The following is a 15873-nucleotide window of genomic DNA, read 5'->3' on the forward strand; positions in this document are numbered from 1 at the left end:
CGGGCTTCCGACGCTATCCACCGGGTTTCCGCGGCGGAAGCATCCGATACACAGGGAGACACCCGGCGTCAGATTGCGTCACACGGGGGTCGCGAGGCCGCCGTTCCGCTAGGGTCGCCGGGCGTGTCGCGCGTGTCGCCTGCAGAACGGGGGCGCCCCGCGACGGTCGGATGCCTCGAAACCCGCGCGACCTGCAGCGAATGCCGGTCTAGCGGAGGAGGTGCCGGCGCAGCCGCTCCAAGCGCACGGCGGCGTGCAGGCGGAAGCGGAACTCGGCGTCGGCCGGGTCGCCGTCGAGCAGCGTCCAGATGCGATCGAGCCGCTGCTGCACCGTGTTGGTGTGCACCCGCAGCGCGGTCGCCGCCGCCAGTCGGCTCTCGCCGTTGTCGAAGTAGGCGCCGAGCGTGTCGATCAGGGCGGTGCCGCGGCGCTCGTCCCAGTCGCGCACCGGCCCGAGCACCTCGTCGACGAAGCGCGCCGCCGCGTCGGGCTCGCCAGAGGTGAGCACGTGGTACGGGGCGAATGCGTCGGAACGCACGGTCGACCCGCGGACGCCGAGCGGCGCGAGGAACCGCAGATCACGCCCTGCCCGCTCCACCGACGCACGCAGCGACGCCGCATCCGTCACGGCCGGTCCGACCACGGCGGTCACCTCTGGGTCGTCCCACCGTTCGGTCAGCGCCCGCCGCACACGTTCGGTCTGCCACTCGGCGTCGGCGGCCGTCCACGCCACGACGAGTCCCTGCTCCCGCATCGCGACGAGTCCGTCGTCGCCCACGGCATCCGCCGCCGCGACCAAGGCCCCTTCCCGGCCGCGCACGTCGATGACGGCGACGGCGGTGAGGGGGGCCGCACTCTCGACGACCAGGTCGGATGCCGTGGCCGCACCGTCGAGCAGGGCCCCGAGCAGCCGCGCCCGCCGTTCGGCACGGATCGCCGAGACCGCCTCGCGTTGGAACGAGACCAGGGCGGCGACCTGGGCGGCCCGCTCCAGCGTGGGGCGGGCGACGTCATCGGAGGGCTCCGAACCGACCGCAGACGGTTCGTCGGCCACCATCCCGCCGAGCACCCGGTCGGCGCCGAGGATCGCCACGACGAGCCACCCCCGGTCGCCGTCGACGACCTCGACCGCGTGGCCGCTCGCGCGACTCTCGCGCAGGGCATCGGTGAGCAGGCGCCGCCGCGGCAGACCCGCGCGGTCGTCGGCACCCGCGCCGAGCGCTCTGCCCTGATCGTCGACGGCGCGTACCCGTCGGCCCAGCCGGTCCGACACGGTCGTCACCAGGTCGAGCAGGGTGGCGCCCGAGACGACCGCGGCGGTGAGCTCCTCATGGATGCCGCTGACGACCTGCGTCGCCGCGACGTGCCTCTCGAGCGCGGCATAGGCCTGCTCGGCCCGCGATCGGGCGGCCGCGCTCTCGGCGAGCACCCGGGCGCTGTGCAGCACGGCCGCGGCATGGTCGGCGAACGCCGAGAGCAGCAGCACCTGGTCGGGGGTGAAGTCGTGCGCGAAGCGGTTGCACGCGAACAGGGCACCGAGCACCTCGTCGCCGACCGCGAGGGGCACGCCGAGGAACGACACGAGCCCTTCCCGCGCCACTGCGCCGTCGATGGCGGGGTCGTGCGGAGCATCCGCCATGCGCTCGTACTGCCGCACCCAGACCGGTTCGCGGGAGTCGGCGACGAGGCTCGCGAGCCCGAAGCCGGCGGGTACGACGAGGTCGCGGAACTCGGGCGTCACCGTGCCCGCGGAGTACCGCACGCGCAGGTCGCCGCGCGGGTTGTCGACCTCGGACAGGTAGGTGACGTCGGTGCCCATCAGCTCATGCGCCCGCTCGACGAGGCGGCGCAGCACATCGGTCACGTCCTGCAGCCGCACCAGCTCGCGCGCGGTCGAGAACAGGGCCTCGAGCTCGACGGTGCGTCGACGCAGCCGCGCGGTCTGCTGCTGCGACTCGCGCACGGCGGCGAGCACGTCATCGACCTCGGCCGCCGCGACATCGGCCGCCGCGAGCAGCTCGGCGAGGGCGGGCATCCGCTCTCCCGGCTCGGCGCGCACCGCCGCGACGACCTCGCGCACGAGCACCGCCGGACTCTCCCGCTCCTGTTTCACCACCGTCCCACCCTCTCCTCTCCCACGCCCCGTGTCCCCCGCTCCCCGCACGCACCGCTCGCCCTGATCCCCACTCGCCTGTCTCCTCCACGCCCCCAGGCCCCGCTCCCCACCCTTCCGCATGCGGGATCGATATGTCAGCTTCCAGGGCCGTTGAACCCGACATAGTGATCCCGCACGAGGCGGGGGTGGGGCGGGGCGGGGGTGGGGGGCGGGGGGCGGGGACGGGGGATAGCGTGGAGGGATGCAGGACCCTCGCGTCGATGTCTCCGCCCTCTCGTTCCCCGCGACGCTCACCACGCCGCGGCTGCGCCTGGTCGCGCTCGGCCCCGCGTTCCTCGACGATGTGATGCTCGGGCTCGCCGACGCCGAGACCCTGCGCCTGACCGGTACCACCGCAACGTTCACCCGCGAGGCCGTCGCGGCTCATCTTGCCGCGGTCGGTGCGCGTGAGGACCGCGCCGACTGGGCCATCCTCGACGCCGACGCGGGCGACTACCTCGGCGAGATCGTGCTGAACGAACTCGACGACGAGAACGCGGCCATGAACTTCCGCATCGCTCTGCTCCCGGGGCGACCCGGTCGGGGTTACGGCACGGAGGCGACCTCCGCGGTGCTCGATCATGCCTTCACGTCGATCGGGCTGCACCGGGTGTCGCTCGACGTGTTCTCGTTCAATCCGCGTGCCGTGCGCTCGTACGAGAAGGCCGGATTCCGGCACGAGGGGCGCCAGCGCCACACGCTCTTCTGGGACGGCGAGTGGGTCGACTCGCTGCTCATGGGGGTGCTGAGCACCGACGAGCGCCCCACCTCCGAGCCCCCCACGCCCTGACCCAGCCCCCGGCTCCCCCACCCACCCCACCCCTCTCGCCTGCGGGATCGATATGTCAGCTTCCCGGGCCCTGGAACCCGACATATTGATCCCGCTCCGGGGACCGGACGGGAGGGCGGGGACGGGGGACGGGGACGGGGGCGGGAAGGGGACGGGGGCGTCAGGCACGCGACGGGAAGGCGGGGGCGCGGCGTTCGGCGAAGGCGGCGAGTCCCTCGCGGGCGTCGTCGCTCGCGAAGGCCTGCTGGCCGAGCACCGCTTCGAGACGGAAGGCGTCGGGCTCGGGCAGGTCGGCGAGCGCCCGCACCGCGCGCTTCACGGTCGCGAGGGCCGTGGCGCTCTTGGTCAGCAGCTGTTCGGCGACGGCGAGCGCCTCGTCATGCAGGGCGGATGCCTCGACCACGCGGTTCACGAGCCCGTACCGCAGCGCGGTGTCGGCGTCGATGCGGTCGCCGCGCAGCATGAGGTCCATCGCGAAGGCGTAGGGGATCTGCCGGATCAGCCGCACGAGCGTGCCGCCCGCCGGCACCACCCCCACCCCGGTCTCGGGCAGCGCGAACTGCGCATCGGCCGCGGCGAGACGGATGTCGGTCGACAGCATGATCTCGAAGCCCCCGCCCATGCAGAGTCCGTTGATCGCGGCGATCACGGGCTTCTCGAGCGTCGAGTGCTTCTGGTGCGCGGCATCCCACTCGCTGATGTCGAAGCGTTCCTCGGTGAGCGCGGGGATCGACTCGCCCAGGTCGGCGCCGACGCAGAACGCCCGCTCCCCCGCGCCGGTCAGCACGGCCACACCGATGCGCGGATCGTCGCGCACCTCGGCGAAGGCGGCACCCAGCTCGTCGTACATCGCGAGGGTCAGGGCGTTGAGCTTCTCGGGGCGGTCGATCGTGATGACGCCGATGCCGCCGGCGCGGTCGAGACGGATGCCCATCAGATCGTGCCGCCGGCCCGCAGCGCCTCGACCTCGTCGGCCGAATATCCGAGCAGGTCGCCGAGCACCCGGTCGGTGTGCTCGCCCGTGTCGGGGGCGAGGCCGCCGGTGCGCGGCGGCGTGCGGTCGAGCTTCACGGGCGACCCGAAGGTGCGCAGCGACCCGTGGCCGGGGTACTCGGCGTCGACGATCATGCCGCGCGCCGCGATCTGCGGATCCTCGACGACCTCGCCGATGTCCTTCACCGCGCTGAGCGGCACGAGGTCGCCGGCGAGCGCCTCGAGCTCGGCCTTGGTGCGGTCGGCGAACCAGCGCACGACCATCGGCTTGACCCGCTCCTGGTAGACCTCGGCGTCGAATCGGGTGGCCATCGCGTGCAGGTCGGGGTTCTCGTCCCAGTCGGCTTGGCTGCCGAAGGTCTCGCACGAGATGCGCCAGAACTTGTCGGTGTAGCCGCCGAAGAACACGAAGCCGTCGGCGCACGGAAACAGCTCGTAGGGGCGCACGAACGGATGCTGGTTGCCGAGCGGCTTCGGCACGATGCCGTCGACCGTGTACGACACGACGGCGTTCTCGGTGAGGGTGAGCACCGAGTCCTGCTGCGAGATGTCGACGAGCTGCCCCTCGCCGGTCTGCTCGGCGTGGCGGAGCGCCGCAAGCACCCCGATCACGCCGTAGAGGCTGGCGGCGAGGTCGCCGATGATCGTGCCGACGCGGGTGGGCGCGCCGTCGGCGTCGCCGTTCATCGACCACAGCCCACCGGTCGCCTGGGCGCTGTTGTCGTACGCGGGCCGCAGACGATACGGGCCGGACTGTCCGTAGCCGCTGAGCGCCGCGTAGACGAGCTTCGGATTGACGGTGCGCAGGCGCTCGTAGCCGTGACCGAGGCGGTCCATCGTGCCGGGACGGAAGTTCTCGACCAGCACGTCGGCGCGCTCCACGAGCCGGTCGAGCACGTCGGCGGCCCCCGGGCTCTTGAGGTTGAGCGTCACGCCGAGCTTGTTGCGGTTGTACTGTGCGAAGAATCCGCTGAGGGGTTCGGCCCCGTCGCGCGGCAGCATCGGCGGGAAGGTGCGCGTGTAGTCGGGGTCGTCGGGATTCTCGACCTTGATGACGGTCGCGCCGAGGTCGGCGAGGATCATCGAGCAGTACGGACCGGCGACGACGCGCGTCACGTCGAGCACCACCACCCCGGCGAGGGAGCCGGGCGCGGCATTCACCCCTCCGAGGCTGCCGAGCAGGGCGCGGGTGGCGTCGTCGATCATCGGGTGGATCCTTCCGGGACGGATGCCGTCGCCGACGCCGAGGCGCGGGCCGAGCGGCGGGTGAGGCGGTGCAGCAGGGAGACCGACACGAGGGTGACGAGCCCGGCGACCACCATGTAGAGGGCGATGGCCCACGAGCCGCCGAACACGTCGAGCAGCTCGAGGTAGATGATCGGCACGAACGCCGACCCCGCGATCGTGCCGATGCCCAGCGCGAGCGACATGCCCGTGTAGCGGATGCGCACGTCGAAGGCCTGGGCGTACAGCACGCCGAGGGTGCCGTACGTCGCGCAGAACCCGATGGTCGTCGCGATGTACGCGACGTAGGCCGCGGCGAGGCTGCCGGTGTCGATCAGCCAGAACGCGGGGAACGCGAGGAGCACCGAGAGGATCGTTCCCGCCGCGAACACCGTCGCGACGCCGAACCGGTCGGCCAGCCGCCCCGCGAGGGGCAGACCGCCGAGCGCCAACACCGAGCAGATCGTCGCGATCGTCAGCATCTCGGGCTGCGTGTGGCCGACGAACTGGGTTCCGTAGGTGAGGCTGAAGGTGAACAGCATGTAGAAGACCGCGCCGATGACGGCGAAGCTCAGCGCGGCGAGGATGACCTGGCCGGGGTGCGTCTTGAGCGTCTCCCACAGCGGCACGCGTGCGGCCTTGCCCGCATCGCGCATCTTCTCGAACTCGGGCGTCTCGGTGATCTTCAACCGGATGAACAGGCCGACCAGCACGAGCACGGCGCTGATCAGGAACGGCACGCGCCAGCCCCACGTCTGGAACGCGTCACCCGGCAGGGCGACGAGCGGCAGGAACACCAGCGTCGACAGGGTGAGGCCGAGGGCGAGGCCGACCTGCGGGAAGCTGCCGAGGAACGCGCGCCGGCGCGGCTCGGCGTGCTCGACGCCGAGCAGGACCGCACCGCCCCACTCGCCGCCGAGGGCGAAGCCCTGCACGAACCGCAGCACCATGAGCAGGATCGGCGCGGCCACCCCGATCGCGGCGTACGTCGGCAGGAGGCCGATGAGGAAGGTCGCGATACCCATGAGCACGAGCGAGATGACGAGCATCCGCTTGCGCCCGATCCGGTCGCCGAAGTGCCCGAAGACGATGGATCCGAGCGGGCGCCCGAAGTAGCCGACCGCGATTCCGCCGAACGCCAGGATGGTGCCGACGAGCGGGTCGTAGTCGGGGAAGAACAGGCTGTTGAGGATGAGGGCGGCGGCCGTCGAATAGGCGAAGAAGTCGAACCACTCGACGGTGGTGCCGACGACGCTGGAGGCGACGATCGTGCGGATCTGCGACCTCCCGGTCGTAACGTCGTCGCGCGAGGCGGTGGATGCCGAGGTCATGAGTGCGTTCCCTTCCACCGGCATCTCCGCTGACGCCGGGTGCGACCCAGCCTGTCAGCCGGGGGATCGCGGGCCTATGTGTCGGAGAGACACACCTTTGCCCTGTGCATGGCGCGCGGAGCCAGGGTCGCACGGCATATTTTCGCGTCCCGCCACCGAGGCGCCGGGGTCAGCCGCGGGCGAGGCGGCGCCAGGCGAGCTCGGCGAGCACGGATGCCTGCAGCGGAAGCACCTCGTCGTCGAAGATCGCGTGCTCGGAGTGCAGCGGCATCGGACCGGAGTCGGGCGCCGCGCCGACGAACACGAGCGCGCCCGGCACCTCCTGCAGCACGTACGAGAAGTCCTCCGAGGCCATCGACGGGGCGGCGAGACGCGTCACGCGATCCTCGCCCACGAGCTCGTCGAGCACCGCCAGCACCTCGCGCGTCTCGGCGGGGTCGTTGTAGGTGACCGGGTACGAGGCGATGAACTCCGACTCCAACCGGCATCCGTTCGCCTCGGCGATGCCGGCGAGCATGATCGGCAGCTGCTCGCGCACCGTGTCGAGGGTCTGCATCGACAGGGTGCGGATGTTCGCCTCGAGGAACACGGTCGCGGCCAGCACGTTGCTCGCCTCGGAGTCGCTGCTGAGGCGCGTGATCGAGATCACGGCCTGATCGGTCGCCGGGAGGCGACGGGCGGCGAAGGTCTGCACCGCGAGGATCAGCTGCGCGGCGACCGGCACGGGGTCGACGCCGAGCTGCGGGAAGGCGGCGTGCCCGCCCGTGCCGTGCAGCGTGAGGCGCAGCGCGCTGGCGCTCGCCATCATCGCGCCCTCACGGGTGACGAGCTGCCCCCGCGGTGTGGCGCTGTCGACATGCAGGGCGTAGGCGGCGACGGGTCGTGCACCCGCGGCGTCGAGCACGCCCTCCTCGATCATGATGCGCCCGCCGGCCTGGCCCTCCTCGCCGGGCTGGAACATGAACACGACCGTGCCGGGCAGATCGTCGCGACGTGCGGCCAGCAGGCGCACCGCGCCGAGCAGGCCGGCCATGTGCAGATCGTGCCCGCACGCGTGCATCGCGCCCGAGGTCGAAGCGAACGAGAGGCCGGATGCCTCCACGATGGGCAGCCCGTCCATGTCGCCGCGCAGCAGCACGACGGGGCCGGGGCGCCCGCCGCGGAGCACGGCGGTGATCGACGACAGCGAGGTGCCGGTGGTGATCTCGAGCCCGAGCGCCTCGAGTTCGCGCAGCAGGATCGCCTGCGTCTGCGGCAGGTCGAGTCCGATCTCCACGGCGCCGTGCAGCTCGCGTCGCACGGCGGTCAGGTGCGCGCGCAGCGCCTCCGCCTCGCCCCCGAAGCCGCCATCGAACCCCGAACCGGCATCCGCACCCGCACCCGCACCCATCAGAACCGCATCCTCTCGCCGAGCACGGGCACCGCGTCGAGCAGGTCCCGCGTGTAAGGGTCGGCCGGGTTCTCGAGAAGTGCCTCGGTGGGGCCGGCCTCCACCAGACTGCCATGGCGCATGACGCACACCTCGTCGCTGATGTACCGCACGACGGCGAGGTTGTGCGAGATGAAGAGCATCGAGAGGCCGAGCTCCTGCTGCACCTCGCGCAGCAGATTGAGGATCGCGCCCTGCACCGACACGTCGAGCGCGCTCGTGACCTCGTCGGCGATGAGCACCGACGGCTCGCCGGCGAGCGCTCGCGCGATGGTGATGCGCTGACGCTGCCCACCCGAGAAGGCGCCGGGGCGATCGCCGGCGCGATCGGGATCGAGGTGCACCTGGGCGAGCAGCTGCCGCACCCGCGCGACGCGTTCGGCGCGGGTCCAGCGGCGACCGGTGGCGCGCAGCGCCTCGGCGATGGAGTCGCCGATGGGCATGAGCGGATCGAGGGCCGAGAACGGATCCTGGAACACGAGTTGCATGCGCCGACGTGCTCGTCGGGCCGCTGCTCCCCCGCCGGTCGCCTCCACCCCGTCGACGCGGATCGACCCCGCTTCGGGCCGCACGAGTCCGACGGCGGCCGCCGCGATCGTGCTCTTGCCCGACCCCGACTCGCCGACGAGTCCGACGGTGCGTCCCTTCGGCACCGACAGGCTCACCCGGTCGACGACGCGGGTGCGGCCGTAGCGGACGGCGAGGTCCGTGATCTCGAGCGCGTTCACACCGGCACCTCTTTCTCGAGTGCGCCCTCGCGGGCATCCTGCGGATCGGCCTGCGGCGTCGCCTCGTCGAGCGCTTCGGGCACGAGCTCGGGCGGGATGACCGGCAGGGGTCGCGTGCGGTCGCTGGTCATGTCGGGCAGGCAGGCGATCAGCGCCTTCGTGTACGGGTGCTGCGCGTCATCGCGGATGCGGTCGGCGGCGAGGCTCTCGACCATGCGGCCGTCCTTCATGACGATGACCCGGTCGCAGAACGCCGAGACGAGCGCGATGTCGTGCGAGATGAACACGATCGCCGCTCCGGTCTCCTCCTGCGCGCGGTGCAGCACTCCCATCACCTGGCGCTGCACGGTCACGTCGAGCGCCGTGGTGGGCTCGTCGGCGACGATGAGCTTCGGTCGCCCGGTCAGCGCCATGCCGATCATGGCCCGCTGACGCATGCCGCCCGAGAACTCGTGCGGGTACTGCTTCAGCCGCGCCGCAGCATCCGCGATCCCGACGGCGCTGAGCGCGTCGGCGGCACGGGCGCGGGCCTGGGCCGGCTTCATGCCCATGTGCACCTCTGGAACCTCGGTCAGTTGGCGCCCGATGGTGAGCGCGGGGTTGAGCGAGGTCAGCGGGTCTTGGAAGATCATGCCGAGCTCGACCCCCAGCCGGGAGCGATCTGCTGCGGTGAGCGGACGCGTCATGTCGATGTCGTCGAAGCGGTGCGCCGAGGTGCTGATGTGGGCGTCATCGCCCAGCAGGCCGGCGAGCGCCATCGCGGTGAGCGACTTGCCCGATCCCGACTCGCCCACGATGCCGACGATCTCGCCCGTGCGCACGCGCAGGTCGACGCCGCGCACCCGTTCGATCGTGCCGCCGTCTGCGGTGGGGAACGCGATGCGGAGGTCGGTGATCTCGGCCACGACGTCTCCGTCGCCCCCGGTCGCCGTCGGCACGGTCTCGCGCCGACGCGACGCGATCGTGACGCCGCCGACCGCGCGGGCCGCGACGGCGCGGAACCCGGCACCGCGGCCTCCGGCCGCCGCTTCGCTGAGCAGGGTGAAGACGAGCCCGGCGAGCACGATGGCGATGCCGGGGCCGACTGCGGCGAGCGGGTTGACGTAGATGCGCAGGATGCCCTCCTGCAGCATGCGCCCCCAGTCGTACGCGGGCGCCTGCACCCCGAGCCCGAGGAACGACAGGCCGGCGAACGACAGCAGCGTGACGCTGGCCGTCGCGGCCGCATTGACGAAGAAGGGGTTGGCGATGTTCGGCAGCACGTGCCGCAGCAGGACACCGACCGGACCCACGCCGACGACGCGGGCGGCGCGCACGTAGTCGCGCCCCGAGATCGACGAGGCCAGGTTGTAGACCAGACGCGCGAACGAGGGGATGCCGGCGAACCCGATCGCGAGCATCGCACCGGTCGCCGTGGCGCCCCAGATGACGGTGAAGAACAGCACCATCAGCAGCCAGGGGAAGGCGAGCAGGATGTCGAGCAGTCCCGTGAACCACCGCCGCGGGTACTTCGGCAGGATGCTGGCGACGAGCCCGAACACGATGCCGCCGACGAGAGCGATCGCCGTGGCACCGAGGGTGAGCAGCAGCGTGAGCCGCGTCGCGACGAGTACCCGCGCGAAGATGTCGCGGCCCAGCTCGTCCGTACCGAACGGATGCGCGGCGCTCGCGCCGAGCAGACGTGACGAGACGTCGGTGGTGTCGGCCGCCGGACCCCACACGATCGGCCCGGCGATGGCCAGGAAGATCAGCAGCGCACTGCCGACGAGGGCCGTGATCGCCGTGGGGGCGAGGAGTTTCCTGCGCACGGACATGGGTCAGCCCTCCGTGATCGACGAGCGGGGATCGATGGTGGCCAGGATGACGTCGACCACGAGGTTCACGCCCAGCACGATGAGCGCGTAGACGATGACGACGCCCTGCACCATCGGGTAGTCCTTGGCGCCGACCGACGAGACCATGATGGTGCCGAGGCCGGGGATGGCGAACACCGTCTCGATGAGCACGGTCGCCGCGGTGAGACCGGCGAGGATGAGTCCGCCGACCGTGAGCGATGCCGTGACGATGTTCGGCAGCGCGTGGCGCAGGTACATCAGGCGTCGCGGCAGCCGCTTCGCCCGTGCCGTGGTCATGTAGGTCGTGTCGAGCACCGCGAGCATCTCGACCTGCACGATGCGCACCAGGTAGGCCATCGGCCCGATCGCGAGCGCGATCACCGGCAGCACCGCATCGGCCGGTTTGCCCCAGCCGGCGGCGGGGAGCCAGCCGAGCTGCACGGCGAACAGCGAGATGAGACCGACCGCCACGAGAAAGCTGGGGACGGCGATCAGGATGCCGAGCACCGCCGAGAGCGTCATCGACAGGCCGCGGCGGCGACCCGAGCGGGCGAGCACCGCCGCGCCGATCCCCGCGGGGAGCGCTCCGACCACGGCGATCACGAAGGCGAGCACCGCGAGCAGCAGCGTCGTCGGGAAGCGTTGCGCGAGAACATCCGCGACCGGCCGCTGCAACCGCACCGAGGTGCCGAGGTCGCCGGTGAAGAGCCCTCCGATGAAGCGCAGGAACTGCTCCCCCATCGGGCGGTCGAGTCCGAGCTGAGCGCGGGTCGCCTCGACGAGTTGCGGGGTGGCGCTCTGGCCGAGCGCCGCGCGCACCGGGTCCCCGGGCACGAGGTACATGAGCAGGAACGAGGCGACGATCACCACGGCCAGCGAGATCACCAGCCGGCCGAGGCGGCGCAGCAGGAAGGCGGTGCGCGGCGAGAGTCCGCGCCGCAGACGGCGCTCCTCCACCCGCGCCGCCAAGGCGGCCGTGGTCGTGTCGACCACCTCGGCGGTCGCGGGAGGAGGAGTCGTCGTCATGTCAGCCGAGCATCCGGATCGAGGTGGGCTGGATGTAGTTCGGCTGCTCGAAGACGGCACCCGACTGGTAGGTCGGCAGGATGTTGTCGGTCACCGGGAACACGTCGAAGCGGTTGATCAGTTCAGCCTCGGCGTCCTGCCAGATGCCGCAGGTCTCCTCGGGGGTCGCGCTCGACGCCTCGGCCGCGAGAGCCGAGTACTCGGGGTTGTCGACCCACATGAAGTTCAGACCACCCTGGTCGGGCGTCGCACCGTCGAAGAACGTCGACAGCACCACGGGACCGCCCGGGGCGACCTGCACCCAGCCGGTGTCCCAGTCGAACGTCGACCACAGCTGCTCCGACCACGCCGCCGCATCGTTCGCGAACAGCTCGGTGGTGACGCCGAGACCGTCCCACGTCTCCTTGACGAGCTCCGCCGCGGCGGCGTGCGTCGAGGTGGGGGCGTTGTAGACGAACTTGATGGTGAGCGGCTGCCCGTCCTTCGTGCGCGTGCCGTCGGAGCCCTCGACCCAGCCGGCCTCGTCGAGCAGTTCGGCCGCACGGTCGAGGTCGGTGTCGGGCAGCTCCCACTTCGGGCCGTCGGCCACGCAGAGCAGGGGGTTCTTGGTGACGAGCGACTCGGAGGGCAGCGCCTCGCCGTCGGCGATCACCGTGCCGACCTCGTCGCGGTCGATCGCGATCGACAGCGCCTCACGAACGAGCGGGTCGGAGAACGGACGCCCCTCCTTCTCGTTGAAGAGGATCATGCCGACCGGGTTGCGCACACCCGTGTGGGTGAGGCCGGCACCGTCGAGGCGCGCGCGGTCGGCGCCCGAGATGGTCGCGGCGTTGATCTCGCCCGAGACCAGCAGGTTCGCCGCGGTGCTCTCGTCGGTGACGACGCGCGCCTGGATCGTGTCGGGGAGACCCGCCGTCTCGCTCGTCACGTCGTCGGGGCCCCACGTGTAGTCGTCGCGCTTGGTGAACGTGTACGTGTCGCCCGGCTTGATGTCGCTCAGCCCGAACAGGCCGGTGCCGTCGGTGGAGTCCGACAGGATGCTCGTGTCGGCGAGGCCTTTGTCGCACACCAGCATGATCGTGCCGACGTTGACCGCGAGGAACGGGTTGTTGGCCGTGCTGGTCACGGTGACGGTGTTGCCGTCGGCCGTCGCCGAGATGGTCTCGTCGATGACGGAGCCGTACGAGAACGTGGCGTTGTCGGGGTTGGCGTTGTAGTTGAGGTTGTCGGCGACGGTCTGCGCCGTGAACTCGGAGCCGTCGGTGCAGGTGATGCCGTCCTTCAGCGTGAAGACGACCTCGGTGCCCGTCTCCTCCCAGCTCTCGGCGAGCCACGGTACGAGGTCGCCCTCGGCGGTCACCGCGATCAACGACTCGTAGGCGAGGCTCACGACGGCGAACGTGTCGGGCGAGACCGCCTTGAGCGGGTTCAGGTCGCCCGGGTCGTCGCCCACGGCGGTCACGAAGGTGCCGCCGGAGACGTAATCTCCCTCGGAGGGGGTGGACGAGTCGGACGAGCCCGCACACGACGTCAGCGTCAGAGCGAGGACGGAGAGAGCGGCGGCCACGGGTACTGCGGTACTGCGTTTCATAGCGATCTCCTGGATTCGGGTGAGGGTGGTGCTGTGTGTCGGGTTCAGCGGACGGGGACTTCGGCGGAGAGCCGGGCGAGAGGACCGGCGGCCTTGACGGTCACGTTGACCGTGGGCTGGGTGGTGTACGGCACGTGCGTCTCGAGCACTTCGACGACCGACACCTGCAGCGGGTCGGCGCCGGCCTGGATTGCCTTCGCGATCGCGGCCTCCGACGCTTCGGCGATCGCACGGTCGCGGTCGCCCATCGGAGCCATCTGATCGGCCCGGCCGCCCGCGAGCGAGATCGCCGCACCGACCGCGTTGGCGACGCCGCCGTGGTCGGGGCGCAGGATGCGACCGGCGCTCGCCAGCGTGTCCGGCACGAGGAACCCCCCACCGCCGACGACGACGAGCGGGATGTCCATGCGGCCGAGCGACAGCCGCTCGACGGCCTCCTCGAGCCGGTCGGCGACGACCGCGAGCGCCCGTTCGAGCGCCTCGGTGGTCGCCGCGGGAAGCGCGGGGAGGGTGCGGCCCGCCACCGGCCGACCGCTCAGCGCCGCGGCATCCGTCAGCGTCGGCGTGGAGCCGCCGAACAGCAGCCCCTCCGGGTCGATGCGGTAGCCGACCGAGTCGGGGCCCACGCGGCCCGATGCGACATCGACGATCGTGCCGCCGCCGATGCCGACGCTGAGGATGTCGGGCATCCGGAAGTTCGTGCGCACCCCGCCGATCTCGCGCGGCAGCGTCGACTCCCGCGGGAAGCCGCCCACCACGACGCCGAGGTCGGAGGTCGTGCCGCCCACGTCGATCACGATCGCGTCGTCGTGACCCGACAGGTAGGCGGCGCCGCGGATCGAGTTCGCCGGGCCGGAGCCGATGGTCAGCACCGGGTACTGCGCGGCGTAGTCGAGCGACATCAGGGTGCCGTCGTTCTGGGCGAAGAAGGTGGTCGCGTCGAGGCCCTCCTCGGCGACGACGGTCACGAGCGCCTCGGTCACCGAGCGGGCCACGCTGTAGAGCGCGGCGTTCAGCACCGTGGCGTTCTCGCGTTCGAGCAGGCCGGTGGGCCCGATGTCCTGGCTGAGGAACACGCGGGCGTCCTGGCCGAGGTGACCGCGCAGCAGGTCGGCGACCTCGAGTTCCTGGTCGGGCGAGGAGGGGCTGAAGATGCCGGCGACGGCGATCGCGTCGAAGCTCTCCAGTTCGTCGACGAAGCGCAGGATGCCGTCGCGGTCGAGCGGCGAGATGGGAGTGCCGTCGACCATGTGGCCGCCGCCGAGCATGGCCGATCCGGCGAGCACCATGCGCACCAGGTCGTCGGGCCACCCGGTGAGCGGCGGGTACTCGGTCGCGGCCGGCGCGCCCAGGCGGATCATCGCGACCCGGTCGAGCTGCCGCCGCTGCACGATGGCGTTCGTGGCGTGGGTCGTGCCGAGCATCACGCGCGAGACGCGGGAACGGTCGTCGCCGATGGTGGCGAGCACGTCGCGGATGCTGGCACGGATGCCGCTCGTGATGTCGCCGGTCGTGGCCCGCTTGGTCCAGGCGAGCACCTGTCCGTCGCCGTCGAGCACGACCGCGTCGGTGTTGGTGCCGCCGACGTCGACGCCGATGGAGAGGTCGCGCGCGGTCATCGTGTCGCTCCTTCGAAGGGGACGTAGGGAAGGTCGTAGCCGAAGGCGGCCGGGCCGGCGAGCTCGAGCCCGCGCGCGGTGCGCCAGATCGGGTCGCACGCCCAGGCGAGCACCGACACCCGCTGACCGAAGCGCAGCATCTCGGTGGTGATCGCATGCCCCGTCTCGGCGTCGATGATCGTGATGAGGTCGGGCACGCTCACCAGCACCTCGCCGTCTTCGAGCACGAGCAGGTTCTCGTTCTGCAGTTCGAGACGCTGCAGGCGGCCCCGGTCGGCGCCGGTGCCGGTGATGGTGACAGACCCGCGCACGAAGCCGCCGACCGTGCGGCGGTCGAGGTCGGAGATCTTGCCCGTCATGAGCACGCGGGCGTCGAGCTCGGCGGCGACCGCGCCCACCGGGTCGGACGACGACAGCAGGGCGTGCCCCACGCGGATGGCGGCGCTCACCGTGCCCTCGATGACCGCGCCCTTCACGGTGTCGGCGGTCATCGGGTAGTGCGCGCCGATGCAGATCGAGCCGCTCGCGACGGTCAGTGCGCGCGCGTGCCGTTCGAGCCAGTGCAGGTCGACGGTCTTCATCACCGAGATGTTGCCGACGACGTCGCTCTGCACCGCCCACGCGCAGGGCACCCCCGCGACGTTCATGGCGACCATCGCCGCGTCGGGGAAAGCACGGCCCATGCCGTCGGCGTCGAGCACCTGGAGTCCGAGGCGGGCCGCCCAGCCGATGGGCTGCACACCGTTGCCGCCGCCGATCTCGGCCGCCATCAACGTCGTGACCTTGCGCCCGAGCAGGCGCTCGGCCTCGGCGAGCAGCGCGTGGATCTGCCCCGTGGCCGAGAGCATCTCGATGCCGACGGTCGGGGCGCCGATGCCCGACATGAGGATGACGACGTCGTCGGGGTCGAGGTCGTCGACCTGGACGAGACGCACCGGACCGTGCTCGCGCAGGGCGTTCTCGACCATGAGCTGCGAGGTGTAGACGGCGCCGCCGCCGCCCGTGCCGAAGATCGCGGTGCCGACGCCGAGGGCGGCGATGTCGTCTGCCGTGATCTCGGTGATCGTCGACGCGGAGCGTGCGACGGAGGAAGTCTGGGCCATGCGTTCACGTTACGGAGGGCGCCGGATGACGACAATGTTCCGTCCTGCC

The 15873-nt window shown here is 71.5% G+C and carries 12 protein-coding genes; 1 reads left to right on the forward strand and 11 read right to left on the reverse strand.

Annotated elements, in window-relative coordinates:
- Nucleotides 1-208: 208 nt before the first annotated feature.
- Nucleotides 209-2116, reverse strand: a complete 1908-nt coding sequence (locus tag RWS82_RS11760; protein ID WP_314650356.1) for a helix-turn-helix domain-containing protein — start codon at nt 2114-2116, stop codon at nt 209-211.
- A 241-nt stretch (nt 2117-2357) separates the two neighbouring features.
- Here RWS82_RS11760 and RWS82_RS11765 point away from each other — a divergent pair, with 241 nt between their 5' ends.
- Nucleotides 2358-2945 carry a GNAT family protein gene (locus tag RWS82_RS11765; RefSeq protein WP_314650358.1) on the forward strand — a complete coding sequence of 196 codons (588 nt, stop codon included), beginning with the start codon at nt 2358-2360 and terminating at the stop codon, nt 2943-2945.
- A 160-nt stretch (nt 2946-3105) separates the two neighbouring features.
- Here RWS82_RS11765 and RWS82_RS11770 read toward each other — a convergent pair whose 3' ends face one another.
- The 10 genes from RWS82_RS11770 to RWS82_RS11815 all read right to left on the reverse strand — a co-directional run bounded on the left by RWS82_RS11770 (nt 3106) and on the right by RWS82_RS11815 (nt 15824).
- Nucleotides 3106-3879, reverse strand: coding sequence for an enoyl-CoA hydratase/isomerase family protein (locus RWS82_RS11770; RefSeq protein ID WP_314650359.1), 774 nt, complete (start codon nt 3877-3879; stop codon nt 3106-3108).
- Nucleotides 3879-5144: a CoA transferase gene (locus RWS82_RS11775; RefSeq protein WP_314650361.1), complete on the reverse strand. Its 1266-nt coding sequence runs from the start codon at nt 5142-5144 to the stop codon at nt 3879-3881. The genes RWS82_RS11770 and RWS82_RS11775 overlap by 1 nt, the downstream gene beginning before the upstream one ends.
- A complete protein-coding gene (locus RWS82_RS11780; RefSeq protein WP_314650363.1) occupies nt 5141-6493 on the reverse strand; it encodes an MFS transporter in 1353 nt (450 codons plus the stop codon). Before RWS82_RS11780 ends, RWS82_RS11775 begins: the two co-directional genes overlap by 4 nt.
- A 169-nt stretch (nt 6494-6662) precedes the next feature.
- Nucleotides 6663-7883: a M20 family metallopeptidase gene (locus tag RWS82_RS11785; protein ID WP_314650365.1), complete on the reverse strand. Its 1221-nt coding sequence runs from the start codon at nt 7881-7883 to the stop codon at nt 6663-6665.
- Entirely contained in the window at nt 7883-8650 is a 768-nt protein-coding gene (locus tag RWS82_RS11790) for an ATP-binding cassette domain-containing protein (protein ID WP_314650367.1), read from the reverse strand. Before RWS82_RS11790 ends, RWS82_RS11785 begins: the two co-directional genes overlap by 1 nt.
- Nucleotides 8647-10464: a dipeptide/oligopeptide/nickel ABC transporter permease/ATP-binding protein gene (locus RWS82_RS11795; RefSeq protein ID WP_314650369.1), complete on the reverse strand. Its 1818-nt coding sequence runs from the start codon at nt 10462-10464 to the stop codon at nt 8647-8649. Before RWS82_RS11795 ends, RWS82_RS11790 begins: the two co-directional genes overlap by 4 nt.
- Nucleotides 10465-10467: 3 nt before the next feature.
- A complete protein-coding gene (locus RWS82_RS11800; protein WP_314650371.1) occupies nt 10468-11511 on the reverse strand; it encodes an ABC transporter permease in 1044 nt (347 codons plus the stop codon).
- Nucleotide 11512: 1 nt separating this feature from the next.
- Nucleotides 11513-13102, reverse strand: coding sequence for an ABC transporter substrate-binding protein (locus RWS82_RS11805; RefSeq protein WP_314650373.1), 1590 nt, complete (start codon nt 13100-13102; stop codon nt 11513-11515).
- A gap of 44 nt (nt 13103-13146) precedes the next feature.
- Nucleotides 13147-14721, reverse strand: a complete 1575-nt coding sequence (locus RWS82_RS11810) for a hydantoinase/oxoprolinase family protein (RefSeq protein ID WP_314650375.1) — start codon at nt 14719-14721, stop codon at nt 13147-13149.
- Nucleotides 14718-15824, reverse strand: coding sequence for a DUF917 domain-containing protein (locus RWS82_RS11815; protein ID WP_314650376.1), 1107 nt, complete (start codon nt 15822-15824; stop codon nt 14718-14720). Before RWS82_RS11815 ends, RWS82_RS11810 begins: the two co-directional genes overlap by 4 nt.
- Nucleotides 15825-15873: the final 49 nt, after the last annotated feature.

Origin of the sequence: uncultured Microbacterium sp. (genome assembly GCF_963528945.1) — a bacterium.
Lineage (GTDB): Bacteria > Actinomycetota > Actinomycetes > Actinomycetales > Microbacteriaceae > Microbacterium.